16 protein-coding genes are annotated in these 17618 nt (G+C 63.8%); 7 read left to right on the top strand and 9 right to left on the bottom strand.

Annotation, left to right across the window (positions count from 1 at the left end):
- Positions 1-162 precede the first annotated feature (162 nt).
- The gene (gene metH, locus PHO31112_RS00905) at positions 163-2868 is read right to left on the bottom strand and encodes a methionine synthase (protein WP_150619228.1); all 2706 of its coding nucleotides are present in this window, start codon (positions 2866-2868) and stop codon (positions 163-165) included.
- Positions 2869-3024: 156 nt separating this feature from the next.
- Positions 3025-4140 (bottom strand): homocysteine S-methyltransferase family protein, encoded by a 1116-nt coding sequence (locus tag PHO31112_RS00900; RefSeq protein WP_150618761.1) that lies wholly within the window; start codon positions 4138-4140, stop codon positions 3025-3027.
- Positions 4141-4299: 159 nt separating this feature from the next.
- On the opposite strand from PHO31112_RS00900, the gene PHO31112_RS00895 reads away from it, so the two are divergent.
- Positions 4300-4692, top strand: coding sequence for a rhodanese-like domain-containing protein (locus PHO31112_RS00895; protein ID WP_150618760.1), 393 nt, complete (start codon positions 4300-4302; stop codon positions 4690-4692).
- Between the two features lie 128 nt (positions 4693-4820).
- Here the strand turns inward: PHO31112_RS00895 and PHO31112_RS00890 are convergent, their stop codons facing one another.
- From PHO31112_RS00890 to PHO31112_RS00875, 4 genes are all read right to left on the bottom strand, one after another.
- The gene (locus PHO31112_RS00890) at positions 4821-5078 is read right to left on the bottom strand and encodes a BTH_I0359 family protein (protein ID WP_010808411.1); all 258 of its coding nucleotides are present in this window, start codon (positions 5076-5078) and stop codon (positions 4821-4823) included.
- Positions 5079-5252: 174 nt separating this feature from the next.
- Positions 5253-6047, bottom strand: coding sequence for a 3-oxoadipate enol-lactonase (pcaD, locus tag PHO31112_RS00885; protein ID WP_150618759.1), 795 nt, complete (start codon positions 6045-6047; stop codon positions 5253-5255).
- A gap of 211 nt (positions 6048-6258) precedes the next feature.
- On the bottom strand, positions 6259-7374 hold the full coding sequence (locus tag PHO31112_RS00880) for a DUF3108 domain-containing protein (protein ID WP_150618758.1): 1116 nt from the start codon (positions 7372-7374) through the stop codon (positions 6259-6261).
- Positions 7375-7570: 196 nt separating this feature from the next.
- Positions 7571-8428: an IclR family transcriptional regulator gene (locus PHO31112_RS00875; RefSeq protein WP_150618757.1), complete on the bottom strand. Its 858-nt coding sequence runs from the start codon at positions 8426-8428 to the stop codon at positions 7571-7573.
- Positions 8429-8613: 185 nt separating this feature from the next.
- On the opposite strand from PHO31112_RS00875, the gene PHO31112_RS00870 reads away from it, so the two are divergent.
- The 6 genes from PHO31112_RS00870 (at position 8614) to PHO31112_RS00845 (ending at position 15552) form a co-directional block, all read left to right on the top strand.
- Positions 8614-9600 (top strand): fumarylacetoacetate hydrolase family protein, encoded by a 987-nt coding sequence (locus PHO31112_RS00870; RefSeq protein ID WP_150618756.1) that lies wholly within the window; start codon positions 8614-8616, stop codon positions 9598-9600.
- A gap of 412 nt (positions 9601-10012) precedes the next feature.
- The gene (locus PHO31112_RS00865) at positions 10013-11164 is read left to right on the top strand and encodes an ABC transporter substrate-binding protein (RefSeq protein ID WP_150618755.1); all 1152 of its coding nucleotides are present in this window, start codon (positions 10013-10015) and stop codon (positions 11162-11164) included.
- A gap of 165 nt (positions 11165-11329) precedes the next feature.
- Positions 11330-12151 carry an enoyl-CoA hydratase/isomerase family protein gene (locus PHO31112_RS00860; protein WP_150618754.1) on the top strand — a complete coding sequence of 274 codons (822 nt, stop codon included), beginning with the start codon at positions 11330-11332 and terminating at the stop codon, positions 12149-12151.
- A 118-nt stretch (positions 12152-12269) separates the two neighbouring features.
- On the top strand, positions 12270-13277 hold the full coding sequence (locus PHO31112_RS00855; RefSeq protein ID WP_150618753.1) for a PhaM family polyhydroxyalkanoate granule multifunctional regulatory protein: 1008 nt from the start codon (positions 12270-12272) through the stop codon (positions 13275-13277).
- Positions 13278-13387: 110 nt separating this feature from the next.
- Positions 13388-14680, top strand: coding sequence for a patatin-like phospholipase family protein (locus tag PHO31112_RS00850; protein WP_150618752.1), 1293 nt, complete (start codon positions 13388-13390; stop codon positions 14678-14680).
- Between the two features lie 29 nt (positions 14681-14709).
- Positions 14710-15552 carry an AraC family transcriptional regulator gene (locus tag PHO31112_RS00845; RefSeq protein ID WP_150618751.1) on the top strand — a complete coding sequence of 281 codons (843 nt, stop codon included), beginning with the start codon at positions 14710-14712 and terminating at the stop codon, positions 15550-15552.
- Positions 15553-15646: 94 nt separating this feature from the next.
- On the opposite strand, the gene PHO31112_RS00840 is transcribed toward PHO31112_RS00845, so the two are convergent.
- The 3 genes from PHO31112_RS00840 to PHO31112_RS00830 form a co-directional block, all read right to left on the bottom strand.
- Positions 15647-16234, bottom strand: coding sequence for a LysE family translocator (locus tag PHO31112_RS00840; RefSeq protein WP_150618750.1), 588 nt, complete (start codon positions 16232-16234; stop codon positions 15647-15649).
- A gap of 112 nt (positions 16235-16346) precedes the next feature.
- Complete coding sequence (locus PHO31112_RS00835) at positions 16347-16784, bottom strand: nuclear transport factor 2 family protein (RefSeq protein ID WP_150618749.1); 438 nt, start codon at positions 16782-16784, stop codon at positions 16347-16349.
- Between the two features lie 187 nt (positions 16785-16971).
- On the bottom strand, positions 16972-17532 hold the full coding sequence (locus PHO31112_RS00830; RefSeq protein ID WP_174995448.1) for a chalcone isomerase family protein: 561 nt from the start codon (positions 17530-17532) through the stop codon (positions 16972-16974).
- Positions 17533-17618: the final 86 nt, after the last annotated feature.

Below are 17618 nucleotides of genomic sequence, written 5' to 3'. Positions count from 1 at the left end.
GGTTGCGACAGACACGTGACACCGGGGAAGACAGACGGCGGGTCTGCCCGGCTGCCGGTCGAATGGCTGCGATTGCCGCGTCGGTGCGCCGCCGCGATTATGGCATCCCGATCCGGTGTGCGGTAGCTCCACCGCACGCCGGATCGCATTTGCAGGATGTTCCTACGACAGTTGCGGCGCGAGCAGACGCCGGGCGGTCGCCTCGTCCACGTTCGCGCGTTCCATGAAGTCCTCGACCTGATCGGGGCCGATCTTGCCGACGCTGAAGTACGTGCTGTCCGGATGCGACAGATAGAAGCCCGAGACGCTCGCTGCGGGCAGCATGGCGAGCGATTCCGTCACGCTCATGTTGATCTCGTGGGCCTGCAGGTAATGGAACATCGGGCCTTTGACGGAATGTTCCGGGCACGCCGGATAGCCCGGCGCTGGGCGAATGCCGACGTACGCCTCCTTGATGAGGGCGTCGTTATCGAGTTGCTCGGCGCTCGCGTAGCCCCAGAAGTCGCGCCGCACGCGGGCGTGCATGCACTCCGCGAACGCTTCGGCCAGACGGTCTGCCAGCGCCTTGAGCATGATCGCGCTGTAATCGTCGTGAGTCGCGAGGAAGCTGGCTTCCTTGGCGTCGACGCCAAGACCTGCCGTGACCGCGAACACGCCGATGTAGTCGGCCACGCCGCTGTCCTTGGGGGCGATGAAGTCGGCCAGCGAGCGGTTCGGGCGGCGCACGCCATCCACGACGGGGCGCTCGCTCTGCTGGCGCAGGTTATGCCATGTGAAGGCCACTTCCGAGCGCGATTCGTCTGTATAGATTTCGATGTCGTCGTCGCCGACCACGTTGGCGGGCAGCATCGCGATCACGCCGTTGGCCGTCAGCCAGCGGCCCTTGATCAGGCGATCGAGCATGGCTTTGCCGTCGGCGAAGACACGTTGGGCCGATTCGCCGACGATGTCGTCCGTCAGAATCGCCGGGTAGGGGCCTGCGAGGTCCCACGTCTGGAAGAACGGCGCCCAGTCGATGAATGCCGCCAACTCGGCCAGATCGTAGTTCTTGAACACGCGCCGGCCGATGAATTTCGGCTTGGGCGGAACGTAGGTCGACCAGTCGACTTTGAACTTGTTCTCACGGGCGGTCGCGAGCGAGACCATTGGCGTGGCTTTGCGGTTCGCGTGCTGCTGACGCACACGCTCGTAGTCCGTCTTGATCTCGGCAAGGTAGCGCTCGGCTGATTCGTCCGACAACAGGTTCGAGGCGACCGACACAGAGCGCGACGCATCCGGCACGTAGATCACGGGGCCATCGTAGTGCGGCGCGATCTTCACTGCGGTATGCACACGTGAAGTCGTTGCGCCGCCGATCAGCAGCGGAATGTTGCGCAGGCGGAAGTACTCGTCGCGCTGCATTTCCGAGGCGACATACGCCATCTCTTCGAGGCTCGGCGTAATGAGACCCGACAAGCCGATGATGTCCGCGCCTTCTTCCTTCGCCTTGGCGAGGATGTCGGCGCACGGCACCATCACGCCCATGTTGACGACTTCGAAGTTATTGCACTGGAGCACCACGGTCACGATGTTCTTGCCGATGTCGTGCACGTCACCCTTGACCGTGGCCATCACGATCTTGCCCTTCGAGCGAACGTCTTCGCCGGCAGCGGCCATGCGCGCCTTTTCTTCCTCGATGAAGGGCACCAGATGCGCGACGGCTTGCTTCATCACGCGCGCGCTTTTCACGACCTGCGGCAGGAACATCTTGCCCGCGCCGAACAGATCGCCCACGACGTTCATGCCGTCCATGAGCGGGCCTTCGATCACCTGAATCGGACGCCCGCCGGCGGTCTCGATCTTCTGGCGCACTTCCTCGGTGTCTTCGACGATGAACGTCGTGATGCCGTGCACCAGCGCGTGGGCGAGACGCGCTTCGACAGGCTGGTTGCGCCATTCCAGATTTTCTTCGCGCTTTTGCGCGCCGCCCTTGAAGCGGTCGGCGATTTCCAGCAGCCGCTCGGTGCTGTCCTCGCGACGGTTGAGCACCACGTCTTCGACGCGCTCGCGCAGTTCGGGATCGAGGTTCTCGTACACACCGAGCTGGCCGGCGTTGACGATGCCCATGTCCATGCCCGCCTGAATCGCGTGGTACAGGAACACCGTGTGAATCGCCTCGCGCACGAGGTCGTTGCCGCGAAACGAGAACGAGACGTTCGACACGCCGCCGCTGATCTTCGCGCCGGGCAGGTGTTGCTTGATCCAGCGTGTGGCGTTGATGAAGTCGACTGCGTAATTGTTGTGCTCTTCGATGCCCGTGGCTACCGCGAAGATATTCGGATCGAAGATGATGTCCTCGGGCGGGAAACCCACCTCGTCGACCAGCACGCGATAGCTGCGCTCGCAGATCTCGGTCTTGCGCGCGTAGGTGTCGGCCTGACCTTGTTCGTCGAAGGCCATGACCACGGCGGCGGCCCCATAGCGGCGGATGCGCTTGGCGTGATGCACGAACGCTTCGCGGCCTTCCTTGAGCGAGATCGAGTTGACGATGGCCTTGCCCTGCACGCATTTCAGGCCCGCCTCGATCACTTCCCACTTCGAGGAGTCGATCATGATCGGCACGCGCGCGATGTCCGGCTCGGAGGCGATCAGGTTCATGAAGCGCACCATCGCCGCCTTGGAATCGAGCATGGCCTCGTCCATGTTGATGTCGATGACCTGTGCGCCGTTCTCGACCTGCTGGCGGGCGACCGCGAGCGCTTCGTCGAACTGGCCGTTCAGAATCATGCGCGCGAACGCTTTCGAACCCGTGACGTTGGTGCGCTCGCCGACGTTCACGAAAAGCGAGCCCTCGCCAATGTTGAAGGGCTCGAGGCCGGACAGGCGCATCGGCTGCACTGGTTCAACAGGCTTCAGGAAGGGCGTTTGGCTCATGGGGCAATCCGTTCAGTGGTTGACGCGCCAGTCATGGCGATCGCGCGGGGGCGATGGCGGCGCGCCGGGCTTCTGCAATCGATGGTGTTGGCTTCGGGCAGACGGCAGGGCTTATGCGGCGTCGCCGTCGGCATCGCGGTACTGCGAGGGCCACCGGCGCGGCTTCACGTCGGCCAGCGCCTTCGCGATCTCGGCAATGTGCTCCGGGGTGGTGCCACAGCAGCCGCCTGCCAGATTTACGAGTCCGGCCTGGGCGAATTCCTTGAGCAGGCCCGACGTCACGTCCGGGGTCTCGTCGAAGCCGGTATCGCTCATCGGGTTGGGCAGGCCGGCGTTCGGGTAAACCGATACGTACGTGTTGCACAGCTTGGCCAGCTCAGCGATATACGGACGCATGAGCGTCGCGCCAAGTGCGCAGTTCAGACCGAACGTGAGCGGGCGCGCGTGACGCAGCGAATTCCAGAAGGCCTCGACCGTCTGGCCGGACAGAATGCGTCCGGAGGCGTCGGTGACGGTGCCCGAAATCATGATCGGCAACACTTCGCCCGTGTCTTCGAACAGCTCGTCGATGGCGAAGAGCGCGGCCTTGGCGTTGAGCGTATCGAAGATCGTCTCGACGAGGAACAGGTCGACACCGCCTTCGAGCAGCGATTTGGCTTGAGCGTAGTAAGCGTCGCGCAGTTGATCGAAGTCGACGTTGCGTGCGCCCGGGTCGTTCACGTCGGGGCTGATGCTCGCGGTCTTGGGCGTCGGGCCGATGGCGCCGGCGGCGAAGCGCGGCTTCTCTGGCGTGCTGAACGCTTCGCAGGCCTCGCGCGCCAGACGCGCCGACTCGCGGTTCATCTCGTCGGCCAGGTCTTCCATGTGGTAGTCGCCCTGCGCGATCGTCGTCGCCCCGAACGTATTCGTCTCAATGATATCGGCGCCTGCCGCGAGGTATTTGCGGTGGATCTCGCCGATAACGTCGGGGCGCGTGAGCGAGAGCAACTCGTTGTTGCCCTTGACATCGTGCGCGAAGTCCGCGAAGCGCGTGCCCCGGTACTGCGCTTCGTCCAGCTTGTACTGCTGGATCATCGTCCCCATGGCGCCGTCGAGAATCAGGATGCGCGATTCAAGCAGCGCAGGCAGCGCCTGACCGCGCGTGTAGCGGGTCTGCACAGAAGCCTGGGCCGCAGCCGGTGCGGTTCCCGTATGGGCGTTGGCGGCGGATGGGGTTGCGGTAGTCATGACGGACGTCGCCTTGGAGTAGCCGGAAAACCTATAATTGTAATGGCTTTCGCGCCCGTCGGCCGCGTACCGCTGCCTTGCCGGGCGGCGTGGGCACGGACGGTCGTGCTTCGGCACGAAGCCCCCGGCACGCCGTTTTCAACCTCTTTTGCCAACGATATGGAATTTCTACTTCCGGGCGCTGCCCACAAGTTTCTGCAAACCAACGCCAACGCGCTGTTTGTCGACTGCCGAAGCGAGATGGAATACCTGTTCGTGGGACACCCGGCCGGGGCGATCCATGTGGCCTGGAACGATGGCCCGGATTGGGAAATCAATCCTCACTTCGTGCCGAGCGTGCGCAAGCTTGCCGGCGCGGGGGGCGAGCGCCCCGTGCTGCTGATCTGCCGCAGCGGCAACCGCAGTACGGCCGCAGGTGAAGCGCTCGAGGCGGCGGGTTTCCTCAATGTCTACGGCGTGCAGCACGGCTTCGAGGGCGATCTGGACGCGACGCATCACCGCAACGCGGTCAATGGCTGGCGTTTCGAAGGGCTGCCGTGGGAGCAGTGCTGAGGCAGCAGACGGCACGCGGATCCGAGGGGAAGGCAGAGCCCGACATTGCGTCAGGCGCCCGCCCCATGAAAAAACCCTCGCCACTGCGAGGGTTTTTTCATGGGGCGGCACCGCGTACGGTGTTTGCATCAATGGAGCACGACCGGGTTCGTCATGAAGGTATCGAACTGACCGAGGAACTCATCGACTTCGTCCTCGGAGGGTTCGGAAGCGATCAGCTTCTGTACTTCTTCACGGAATTGCCGGGCAAGCGTGCCGTCGAGGAAAATCTCACGGCCAGCGGTTTTGTCCACGATTTCATAGCCACCGGCAGACAGCGCGTGATTGCCGTTATCGGCGGAAAACTCAACGACACAGTAGTTCGGGCTGTTGTAAATCATGAGCATGGCAACTCTCCTGGTGTTCCTGCATGGTCCTTGATAACCCACATAGGGGCGACGCGGCGCGATTTCAAGAGGCAGTGCCCCATGATTCGCTTATCGGCACACCGGCTGACGAATTCAATGGTTTTTTGCCCTCCTTGTCAAAGGTCCCGTTTCAGGTACCGCAGATTGCAGGTGTCAGACGTTAGAGGCGGCTCCCTGGAGAAATGTTGCAAGGGCGTTGGTTACGAACTGTTTCTGCTCGACGATCGACAGATGCGCCGCGTCCGGCACGATTTCCAGCCGGGCATCCGCAATGCCGTCGGCCAGGCGCCGAGCCACGGCTGGCGGGGTCGACGGGTCGTTTTCCCCGACGAGCACGAGCGTCGGCACGTCGATCTCCGCCAATCGTGTTCGCACATCGAACGCCGCCAGTGCTTCGCATGAGGCGGCGAAGCCCTCCGGGCGTGCGTGTGCCACGAGCGCCCGAATGCGCTCGGCCTGCTCGGGATGGCGCTTGCGGAAGCGTTCACCGAGCCAGCGTTCCAGCGTGCCGTCGGCAAGTGCCTTCATTCCCTGCTCGCGGGCCTTGGCGGCGCGTTCGAGAAATACCTTCGCATCGGCATCGTCGTAGCCGGCGGTGGTGTCGATGAGCGCCAGGCTGGCGATGCGCTCGGGGGCGTCGAGCGCCACCTGCTGAGCGACCGCTCCCCCCATAGAAATGCCGACGAAATGCGTTCTTGGGATTTCCAGCGAACTGAGCAGTGCGGTCGCGTCAGCCGCCAGTTGCTTGATGGTGTATGGGCCACGCGGTACGTCGCTGCCGCCATGTCCGCGACTGTCGTAACGGAGCACCCGGAAACGGGCTGCGAGGTCGGGCACCAGATCGTCCCAGACCGTAAGATCCGCACCCAACGGGTGCGCCAGCGTCAGCCACGGGCCGTGGCCGTCCACCGCGTAATGAATCGATGCACCGTTGGCACTGACTTTCATGGTGAGCGGCCCTCCCTGATCTCGTCGATGCGTCTGCTAACGATGTGGCGTCGATGCAGTGGGATGTTTCTGATTATGTCAGGAACATCCAACTTGTGCAGGGCGTTTCGTAGTAGTGAGGCAACACTTTGCTGTGGAGCCGCATGACGTCTGAATCGCTCGAATCTCTAACGATTTGAGCTATATCGGCAGAGTATCGTCCTGGGCAGGCTTAGTGGGCCGTCTTCTGCGTGAAGATCAGCTCGAATTCGTTGCCGGAGGGTTCGGTCTGTTTCACGCGCACCGGCAACCAGCCCAGCGAGGGTGCGAGCCAGATATCGACACGCCGTTCGTCGCCCGCTTTGCGCGGCAAACGGGTGAAATGGCGGGTTTCGAGGTAACCCTGCGGCGTGCGCAAGGTCTCGCTACCGACGTACTGTACCGGCCAGACCTCGCTGCTGTCCGTGTCGGCTACCGTGAACTCGTGCGTCACCCCCACCTGGGTATAGCGTTCCGGGTTACCTCTCGCATAGCCCGCCAGTTGCATCATCACGCTGAAGCGGTCTTGCGCGCCTGGCGCCAGCGGGAGGGACTGGCCGGAGCGTGTAAAGCTCAGCGTCGGTGTGCCGTCCCGATGAAAGTCGGTGGTGTACTCGGCGCGGCGACCGCGTTTCTCCATATAGCGGGATGGCGCGATGCCGTTCGCGTCGAAACCGCCTTCGCTGACGAACTCAAAAGTACCGAAAAAGATGATCGGCACGGCCACTCGCAAGCGATAGTGTCCGTTCTCGTTCACCCAATGCAACTCACCGGTCTGGTTGCGCACGCCATTCATCAGTGCGTCGTACGTCAGCGTGACGGACGACGGCGGGTCGAACTTGTCGCCGTTGGCGGCTGCCGCCGTCAGCGGCGGCCCTGCCGGCGATTCGGCTTGCGCATTGCTGGCAGGGGCACCCGGCGTATTCTCTTCGCCCGCAACCGTCTCCGAGGCTGACTGTGGCCCCGGTGAGTCGGTCATTGCTGGCGCGGCAAGCGTGTCGGGCGGCGCTGGCGGCGCGGGTTTCGGCCGGCTCGGCTTCGCCACGGGCTTCGGCTTGTGCGCCGGTGGCGCCGGGGGCGCGGGCGGTGCGACGGGTTTGAGCGGGATCAGCGTGATCGGAATTTCGGGAAGCGGCGTGTCGTCGAGCGCAGTCCGATGGCCGGCCACCCACAACGCGATAAGCACGTGTGCGACGAACACTGCGGCGAGCACACTTGCCCAGACGATCCAGCCTCCGCGCGAGCTTGGCGGCGTTGGGCCGGAGGGTGTCGAGACGGCGTCGCTGGAATCGTCGGAAACCGGGGGCACGTTAGGCGCTGTCTGGCGAGGGGATCGAGAGGGACGAGGGTCGCGCGATAACACGAGAATCGATAGGCTGGAACGTCAGGGCATCAGGATCGCACATTGCGGTGCATGTCGGTTCGACAGATCGAGCGAAGGGCCGTTCATGGCGCGGCAACGCCTTCGCACCGTGGTGTCGAGACCGCCCTGTCAGCCCCGCCACTCAAGGCTTGGCGCCCGGTGCGTGGGCGTGACCGAGGTCGGCCGAGAGTTTCTGAGCGAGCGTGCGCAGGGCGGTGTCGATCGGGCCCCCCCAACTGGCGTCGAAACGGCTCTCAGGGCCTAGTGCCATGAGGCCCATCACGAGTTGCCCGGTCGCATCGAACACCGGCATGCAGAACGCGTTGACCGACGGCAGCACGGTGCCCTCGACGCGTGAGGCGCGGTGTGCGCGCACATCGTCGAGCAAGGCATCGTATTGCGCGCGCGTGGCGGGCAGATGATGTCGCGACGCGTGTTGCAAGCCTGCGAGAGCGGCGTCGATGAGCGGTGCCGTTTGTCGCTCGGGCAGGTAAGCGGCGAACAGGCGGCCGGCGGCCGATTCGAGCATGGGCATGACGTCGCCCAGGCGGAGCGGCACGCGCATCGGGAAGGTTGAATCGAGCCAATGCACGACGGTCGGTCCTTGATTGCCCCAGACGGCAAGGCCTACCGTCTGGTCGATGGCGTCGCGCAACTCGGACAGTGCGAAGCGGGCGGCCTTGAAGGCGTCGATGCGGGCGAGGTGGGCGAGCCCCATGCGCAGCGTGAACGGGCCGAGGTCGTAACGCCCGCTCACCGGGTCCTGCACGATGAGGCCGAGCCGCTGGAAGCTCACGAGATACCGGTGTGCTTTGGCGGGGTTCATGCCGGCCGCGTGTGCGAGGTCACGCAGCATCATGGCGTTCGATGCCTCGGTCAGCACCTCGATGAGCCGGAAGCCGACTTCGATGGACTGGATGCCCGAGCGGGTTTTCTCCTCATCGGGGGTTGCCGTGTTGTCGTCGTTCTCGATATTGTTGTCATTCTCAGGCACTGTCATGTGTCTCCGTCTTCGTCGTCGCGGCGGTGCAAGTCGTCATCAATGCGTGGGCCGCCGGTGCTCCCGGGCAATCGTCGGGCAATGCCGGCGGGTAGCTGACCAGTAGCGGGCCGATGCCCTCAGGTAGAATCTTCGGCTTCACGCGCCATTCTATCGGGCTTGAGATGGCCCGCAGACTTCATCACATGAAACTCGCTACCCGCAAGGACGGCACCCGCGACGGCCAGTTGATCGTCGTGTCGCGCGACTTGTCCATCGCCTGCATTGCCGACGCCATCGCCCCCACGCTGCAGCGTGTGCTTGACGACTGGACGTTCTATGCCCCGCAGCTTCAGACGCTCTACACCGAACTCAATCACCACCGCGCGCGCAACACTTTCGCGTTCGACCCGGCCGAGTGCATGGCGCCGTTGCCGCGGGCGTACCAATGGGCCGACGGCTCGGCGTACGTGAATCACGTCGAGTTGGTGCGTAAGGCTCGGGGGGCGGAAATGCCGCCGGAATTCTGGACTGACCCGCTGATGTATCAGGGTGGCAGCGACGACTTCATAGGGCCGACGGACGACATCGTGTGTGCATCGGAGGATTTCGGCATCGACTTCGAGGCTGAGGTTGCGGTGGTGACGGCTGACGTGCCGATGGGGGCGAGTCCGGCGCGCGCGCTCGAGGGCGTTCGGTTGCTGATGTTGGTCAACGACGTGAGTTTGCGCAACCTGATTCCGGCCGAGTTGGCCAAGGGCTTTGGTTTCTTCCAGAGCAAGCCTGCGAGCAGTTTCTCGCCGGTGGCCGTCACGCCTGATGAGCTAGGTGACGATTGGCGTGGTGGCCGGGTGCACCGACCGTTAACGGTGAAGTGGAATGACAAAAAGTTCGGTGTGCCCGAGTGTGGGGAGGACATGGTGTTCGACTTTGGCCAGCTTGTGGCGCACGTGTGCAAGACGCGCAATGTGCGGGCTGGCACCATCGTTGGCTCGGGGACGATTTCGAACAAGGATCGGAGTCGGGGCAGTGCGTGTATTGCTGAGAAGCGGATGTTGGAGACGATCGAGCGGGGTGCACCGGAGACGGCGTTCATGCGCTATGGCGATCGTGTGCGCATTGAAATGTTCGATACGCAGGGCAAATCAATCTTTGGCGCCATTAATCAGGCGGTCTCTCCACTGGACGAGTAAGCGAGTAAGACGCAAGCTGCTGCTGGCGGAGCGGGGGGGGGGAGAGGTGTCGATAGAAGTACCAGGGGGCGTGGAGGGGGATGGACCGGGGCGCCTTTCTGCAGCGAGTTGGGTTTATGTCTGAGAGGCGGAAAGGGGCTCCGGTCCATCTGGGGGGAGGTGTTAAAAGGGAGACAACAGCGCCAAAGAAATAGACGAGCCTTCACGAGTGGGGGGGGGCGTGGGGACACGTGCATAGGGTGAACCCGTATATGGCGAAGAATTCCGGCTCCGCTATTCTTTGTCTCCTTGAGTCGGTTTGCCCCCTATCGGGTGAGCGAGCTGGCCCTAACTTTTGCCGGCGCGGCGCGAGGTGTCCTTCGGGGGCGCTGGCGTTAAAAAAACCAGCGCAGGCCAGACCAGGAGATTTTCCATGCGAAACCCCGTGCGCACTGCCCTGCTGGGTGCGATGTTGCTGGCGTTGGCTGGTGGCGCTGCCGCTCAAGTCAAGATTGGCGTGAGCATTTCGCTTACCGGCCCGGCTGCCTCGCTCGGCATTCCCGCGCGCAACACGGTCACCATGCTGCCGACTGAAATTGGCGGGCAGAAGGTTGACTACATCGTGCTCGACGATGCGTCGGATACCACGACCGCCGTTCAGAACACCAAAAAGCTCATTTCCGAGAACCACGTAGACGCCATCATTGGTTCGTCGATCACGCCGAATACGTTGGCGATGCTTGACGTGATAGCGAGCGGAACCACGCCGACGATCTCGCTGGCTTCGTCGGCGCGCATCATCGAGCCGGTTGACGCCAAGCGCCACTGGATGTTCAAGACGCCGCAGACCGATGCGCAGATGGCTTCGGCGATTGCCGAGCATGCGAGCCGCCATGGTGTGAAGACGATCGCGTTCATCGGTCAGGGTGACGCTCTGGGCGAAGCCTTCTACGAAGAAGTCGCCAAGTTCGCCGGCCTGCACAAGATCAAGATAGTTGCTAACGAGCGCTTCGCACGTACCGACCCGAGTGTGACGGGTCAGATCCTGAAGATCATGGCGACCAACCCGGACGCCGTCGTCGTGGGCGCGGCCGGCACGCCTGCCGCGCTGCCGCCGAAGGCGTTGGCCGAGCGTGGCTTCAAGGGCATCGTGTATCACAACCACGGCGTGGGGAATAACGACTTCCTGCGTGTGTGCGGCAAGGATTGCAACAATACGTACCTGCCGGCGAGCCCGGTGCTCGTGGCGTCGCAACTGCCGAGCGATCATCCGGCCAAGGCGGTTGCGCTCGACTACATCAAGAAGTACGAAGCCAAGTACGGCGCCGGCACGGTGGCGGCCTTCGGTTCGTATGCGTGGGATGCCGGTATTCTGCTCCAGCGCGCTATTCCGATTGCCCTGAAGACGGCCAAACCGGGCACGCCGGAATTCCGCAAGGCGCTGCGCGATGCGCTGGAGACCAGCAAGGAAGTGCACGTGTCGAATGGTGTGATCAACATGAGCCCGACCGATCACCTTGGCCTGGATCAGCGTGCGCGCGTGATGGTCAAGATCGACAACGGCAAGTGGTTGCTCGCACCGTGAGTGCGGTGTGAGCGCGATGATCATTGCCGGCAACTGAAATGACGGATGTGGCGGGCCCGACGTCGCTCACATCGCCCTGTTGACCGTTGGCGGCGCTGGCTTCGGCCGGTGCCGCTGTTTTCCGATCCCCGCCCGTGCGGGGATATTTTTTTGGAGCGGTAAGTCATGTCGCAAGACCTGTATCAACACTACCAGTCGCTGCAATTCAAGCGGCATCCCAACGGCGTGCTCGAACTCATCATGGGCGCCGGGGCGAACAAGAGCGGCTTGTCGACAGCCGACCATCAGATGCATCGGGAACTGGCCGACGTGTGGCGCGATATCGACCGCGACACCGAAACGCGTGCCGTTGTCATTCGTGGGGAAGGTAAAGGTTTTTCCGGCGGTGGCGACCTGTCGCTCGTGGAGGACATGGCCGACGATTTCGCGGTGCGTGCGCGGGTGTGGCGCGAAGCGCGCGACCTTGTCTACAACGTGATCAATTGCAGCAAGCCCATCGTTTCCGCGATGCACGGCCCGGCCGTCGGTGCCGGACTGGTCGCGGGCCTGCTCGCCGACATCTCCATTGCCGCGAAGAACGCGCGCATCATCGACGGTCATACGCGCCTGGGCGTGGCGGCGGGTGACCATGCCGCCATCGTGTGGCCGTTGTTGTGCGGCATGGCCAAAGCGAAGTACTACCTGCTGCTGTGCGAACCGGTGTCGGGGGAGGAGGCCGAGCGTATCGGACTCGTGTCGCTTACCGTCGACGAGGCGGACCTGCTGCCCAAGGCCTTCGAAGTCGCGGACAAGCTCGCACGCGGTTCGGCCACGGCCATTCGCTGGACCAAGTACGCACTCAACAACTGGCTGCGCAGCGCGGGGCCGTCGTTCGACGCGTCGCTCGCGCTCGAATTCATGGGCTTCGCCGGACCGGACGTGCGCGAGGGCATTGCGTCCCTGCGTGAGCGCCGGGCGCCGGACTACAGCGGCGACGCGCCGTTCTGAAACACCATTGGTGCACGCTCGGCGTATGATCGATACCCATACGCCCGCTGCGGCTTAGCGCTTGATTGCCGGGACCGGCCCGCAGGCCATCCGTCCCTGACCGTGACTGGAGACTGTAATGAGCGATTCGACGAGTGCCATGCCTAACGGTTTCGACATTCTCAAGAAAATGTGGGAGGCGTTCAGCCCCCCAGCGACATTCACCTCGCCGCTCACACAGTTGATGCAGAGTGCCGCGCCGTTGCTCGATCCCGACGAAATCGAAAACCGCATCGCCGAGATGCGCGCCGTCGAGCAATGGCTCACGCTCAATCTGAACGTGCTGCGCTCGACCATTCAGGCGTTCGAGGTGCAACGCGCCACTTACGCGACACTGCGTGCGTTCGGCACCGGCAACTTCGGCGCGTCGAGCGGTGCCGAGGCGGGCGCGACGAGTGCGCCGGAGAGTGGCGGGGCGTTTACCTCGCCGTTTACCCCACCATTTACCCCGCCGTTCGGACAGGCAGGCGCGGCCAACCTCTGGCGCTCGCCGTTCGCGTCGACGGAACGGGCGCAAGACGTCGAATCGCAGGCCCGCGCGCCTGAGCCTGAGCCTGAACCCGAGCCGGAAGCGGCGGCCGCCACAGAGGAAACACCGCCGGGGGGTGGCGAGGCCCAATCGCCATTTGCCCAGGCAGGTAATGCGTATGGCGCGCTGGACCCGTCACTGTGGTTCAGCGCCATGCGCGCCCAGTTCGATCAGATTGCCGCAGCCGCACAGGCGGCCGGCATGTCGGCCGCACAGATGACGGAAGCGGCAGCGGCGCAAATGTCCGAGGCAGCGGCCAAAGCGACACACGCCCCGCAGGCCAACCCGGCGGAATCGGGTGAGCCGAAGCCGTCCGACAAAGCACCGGGCAAGGCAGGAACGGCAGCCAAGCGAGCCACTGGCGCGGCGAAGACGGCCGGCAAGACTGCCGCCAAGCGGGCGCCAGCTGGTAAGCAGACGCCGGCGAAATCGGCAGCGGCGAAGACGTCTGCGAAGACATCGGCAAAAACACCGTCGAAGGCGGCCGGGAAAGCCACCGAGAAAGTGGCCCGCGCCGTAGGCAAGACGCCGGGCAAGCAAGCCGCGTGGAAGTGGTAACGTCGTCGGGCCGGCAACACGTGCCACGGTGAACAGCGGGCAAAAGTCACAAAAGCCACGGCGATGGCGACAACGAGCGCAACGACAGTCAAGGCAGGAGGAGGCCTCCCATGATTTCAGGCGAACGTACCGGCCTCGTCCTGATGGGCGGTGGTGCACGTGCCGCCTATCAGGTTGGCGTGCTCGCGGCGATTGCTGCGATTCAGCGTGAAGTTCTGCCGTCGCGGCGGGCGATTCCGTTTCCGATTGTCTGCGGCACGTCGGCGGGCGCGATCAACGCTGCATCGCTTGCCTCGCACGCCGACGATTTCCAGCACAGTGTCATGAAGCTCGATGCCGTGTGGCGTCAGTTTCACGCCGGCCAGGTGTTCCGCGCAGACTCACTCGGCATCGCGGGCACCGGAGCACGCTGGCTGGCGGCGCTCTCGCTGGGCTGGGCGCTGCGCCGTTCTCCGCGTTCATTGTTCGACTGGTCGCCGCTTGCCGACATGCTGCGCAGCGCGATCCGTCTCGACCGGTTGCCGGAAGTGTTCGCATCGGGCGCGCTCCAGGCGCTGTCGGTCACGGCGCTGTCGTACTCGTCGGGTCAACACGTCACTTTTTATCAAAGCGCGGAGCCGATTCAGGCGTGGAAGCGTTCGCTGCGTCTGGCGCGCGCGGTGCCGTTGACGGTCGAACACCTGCTGGCGTCGAGTGCGATCCCGTTTCTCTTTCCGGCCATCGAACTCGATCTCGACGGCCAACCCGAGTATTTCGGTGACGGATCGATGCGCCAGATCGCGCCGCTGAGTCCGCCGATTCATTTGGGCGCGACCCGCATCCTTATCATCGGCGCCGCGCACGGACAATATGGGCTCGATAGCAGCGGCGAGCGCATCGGCGGCTATCCGAGTCTTGCGCAGATCGGCGGACAAGCGCTCGCGAGCGTATTCATCGACGGACTGTCGGCGGATCTGGAGCGTCTTCAGCACATTAACAACGTGCTGCGGCATGTGCCGGAAGCGCAGCGCGAGTCGAGCGGCTGGCGGCCCATCGAAACGCTGGTGATCTCGCCAAGTCAACGCATCGAACCGATTGCGGCGCGTCACTTGCAACAGTTGCCGCGTGCCGTGCGTACGATACTCGGCGCGATCGGTGCCGACGAAGCGCGCGGCGCGGCGTTCGCCAGCTATCTGCTGTTCGAATCGTCGTACACTCAGGAACTCATTGCGCTGGGGGAGGCCGACGCCTACGCACAACGCGACGCGATCGCCGCATGGCTCGTGGCCGAGGCAGACGGCACCAGCCCATTCGACGATGTCGAAGCCGGTGCGGTGGGCAGCGTCGAACTGTCGGCGAATTCACCGCTTTCCGTGGAGCCGTCCGATGCTGCCGTCGCGGACACCGGCAAGCCGGCGGCATGAGTCGGCTGCCTTCACGAAATCACACGCTTATGTCGAAATCCACCGTCGCTTGTCCTTACCCCTCTACGTTCTGGCGCGATCCGGCGCTGCCATTTCTCGAGGCGCGCGAAGTGCTCGACGGTCGTCGCGTCTGTTATGCACTGCACAGCCACGAGACATTCTCTATCGGTGCCGTCACCGGCGGGCGGAGCACCTACCTGAACGGGCGGGCACGTGAGACCGTAGGTCGTGGCAGCGTCGTGGTGATGAACCCCGATGCGGTGCATGCCTGCAATCCCATCGGCGACGAGGCGTGGGCCTATCGCATGCTGTTCGTCGACACAGCGTGGTTACGCGATTTGCAGCGCGAGTTGGGATTCGGGCACGGACACGATCTGCATCTGTTCGACCCGATGTCGTCGACCGATCCGGTGTTGTATGCGGGATTGAATCGGCTCTATGACGTTTGCACCGACATGACGCGTGACCGGCTCGAGCGCGAGAGCGTTGTGCAGCAGTTCTTCATCGATGCGCATGAGCGCCTGAACCCCGCGCCACAGCCGATGCACGACGACTCACACAAGCTGCGCGATGCCGCCGGCTTCATCCGCGCACATTGCTGCGAGGCGCTGACGCTGGCGCAGATTTGTGCGGCGGCGGGCCTGTCGGCGTCGTATCTGACGCGGGCCTTTCGCGTGCAGTACGGGCTGACGCCGCACGCCTTTCTGATGAATCAGCGGATTCAATACGCGCGCGGGCGATTGCGTCGCGGGCACGCCATCGCCGAGGTAGCGCTCGACGCCGGCTTCGCCGATCAGGCGCATTTCCAGCGCACGTTCAAGCAACTACTTGCCGCCACGCCCGGACACTACCGGGAGCCACGCGCGGCATGATGCGGCGCGGCGCGACACCTCTGAGATGACGCTTCCCCGCATCGCGGGTCTTGCGAGTCGCGCTTGTCGCCGCGTTACATCGCGCCACATCGCGCTACGTCGCAGCGACTAGATACACCGCGCTGCCCGCCAGCAACGCTGCCATTACTCGATTGAGCCGCCGTATGCGCCGCGCGTCACGCATGTGATGCCGGAGCATCGCACCGGCGGCAGCCCAGCACCCGACCGATAACCAGCAGACCACGAAGTAGATCGCCGCGAATTGCCAGATGCGGGCGGAATCGCCTGCCGTGTACGCGCCCATCCCAGCCAATGCGGCGAGCCATGCCTTCGGGTTGAGCCACTGCATGACGGCCCCGTGCGACATTGTCGGGCCGCGTTGCGCGTCGGCGTCGCCCAGTTCGCCATTGTCGATCGCCAGCTTGTACGCCATGTAAAGCAGGAACGCCACGCCGAACCACTGAATCGCGTGCAGCAGAACGGGCATGCGTTGCAGCAACTCGTACACCCCGAAGCCGACCGCGATAAGCAGCACCACGAACCCCACGGTCGCTCCTGTAACGTGACGCAGGCTTGGGCAGAGTCCGTAGCGTGCGCCCGCGCCCAGTGCCACGACGTTGACCGGTCCGGGGGTGATCGACGCGGCCAGCGCGAACGCGGCCATCGAGTAGAAAAGTGTCATCGGAAACCTCAATGCTGAACAAGCGTGTGAAACGAGGTTCCGAATGTAGGCTGGGGCGTGCGCCGCGTATTGAAGAAAACTGCCCTTTGGCGATTGGCTCGATGCCGGTGTCTCAGCGAAACAGGCGTCGTTGTAACCAACGCAATAAGCGTCCAACGAGGGGAAGCTTGGCGTAGAGGTCTTCAGTCGCGTCCCAATAATCACGTTGGTACGTAACGCGCCCGTCGACGGCAAGACGCAGGTGCGATGCGCCGTGGATGATCTGCTCGTCGTCGAGCCATCGTTTGGTGTGGAAATGCAGATTCCAGACGAGCAGCGCCTGATTGTGTTGCAGCAGTGTGGCGGCGACCTCGAAGCGCGGCACGTCGACGCGTTCGAACAGTTGGGTGAGCAGCGCGGCGACCTCCGCAGCGCTACGGACCTCATGCAGCGGTGTCTTGAGATAGACGTTGGGCGTGTAGAACTCGCCCAGATTCCCGACGCTCAGGCGGGTGAGGGTCTCGAAGTAGCGCGTCAGGCGCGTGAGCGCCGCAGCATGATCGATATCCATAGGCACGCTCGCGTGGGCGCCGTGACAGCGCGATTCGATGGACAATCCGTGGCTGGCTCAGGGGAGCGCTCCCATCCGTCCCGGGTGTGTGGCGCCGGGACTGGCATTGTGTAAGTTACACCTGCATAGCGGCCTCGCGGTGCGCGTGGCGCGGATGAGACACCCGAGGGCGTTCGCAGCACAGCGCTCAGCGCGCGTCGCTGATCAACTCCGCGCGAAGGTCGGGCGCGCTCGTGCGCGGGTCGAGCCAGATGGCGAAGAAGGCACGCCCGAAGGCGTCGCCCGCGATCTGACCGATGAGCTTGCCGTCAGAGAAGAAGCGTGTGCCGTCGCCGGGCCGGAAGACGCCCGTCAAATGCTGTCCGGCCGATACGTCAGGCAGGATGCGTGCGAGTTCGTCGGCCCAACGCTGCCGTTCCGCATCGGTCGCCACTTGCAGCTTGGTCATCTCGATCAGACTTCGCTGCACGAGCGTACGGGACTTGAAGCTGCGTGCGTAACGCAGATCTAGTACTAGCGGATGCGTACCCCAATTCGCGTTGAGGCGATCGGCGCCTGAGAAGAGTTCTGCGTCATAGAGATGGAAGCCCAGGCGCGTGAACGAGCCGTGTCCGACCAGATGTGCGGCCGGGATCTCCTGGGAGGCCAATTGTCCGGCGTCGAACGCCAAAGCACCGGGGGCGGTCGCCACCGCCGCCAGAAAACAGGCGGTGCGCAGCCATACAGCAAATGCGGGACGAGTTGCCATGCTCGGCTCCTTATCGGTCAAGGATCCAGTCGAGTAGGAAGGCCCGTTGGCGGCGCGCACGTCGTTCTGCCCACGCACCGGCCGGT

It is taken from the genome of Pandoraea horticolens, assembly GCF_902459555.1.
Lineage (GTDB): Bacteria > Pseudomonadota > Gammaproteobacteria > Burkholderiales > Burkholderiaceae > Pandoraea > Pandoraea horticolens.
This window is presented reverse-complemented; position numbering and strand designations above follow the sequence as displayed.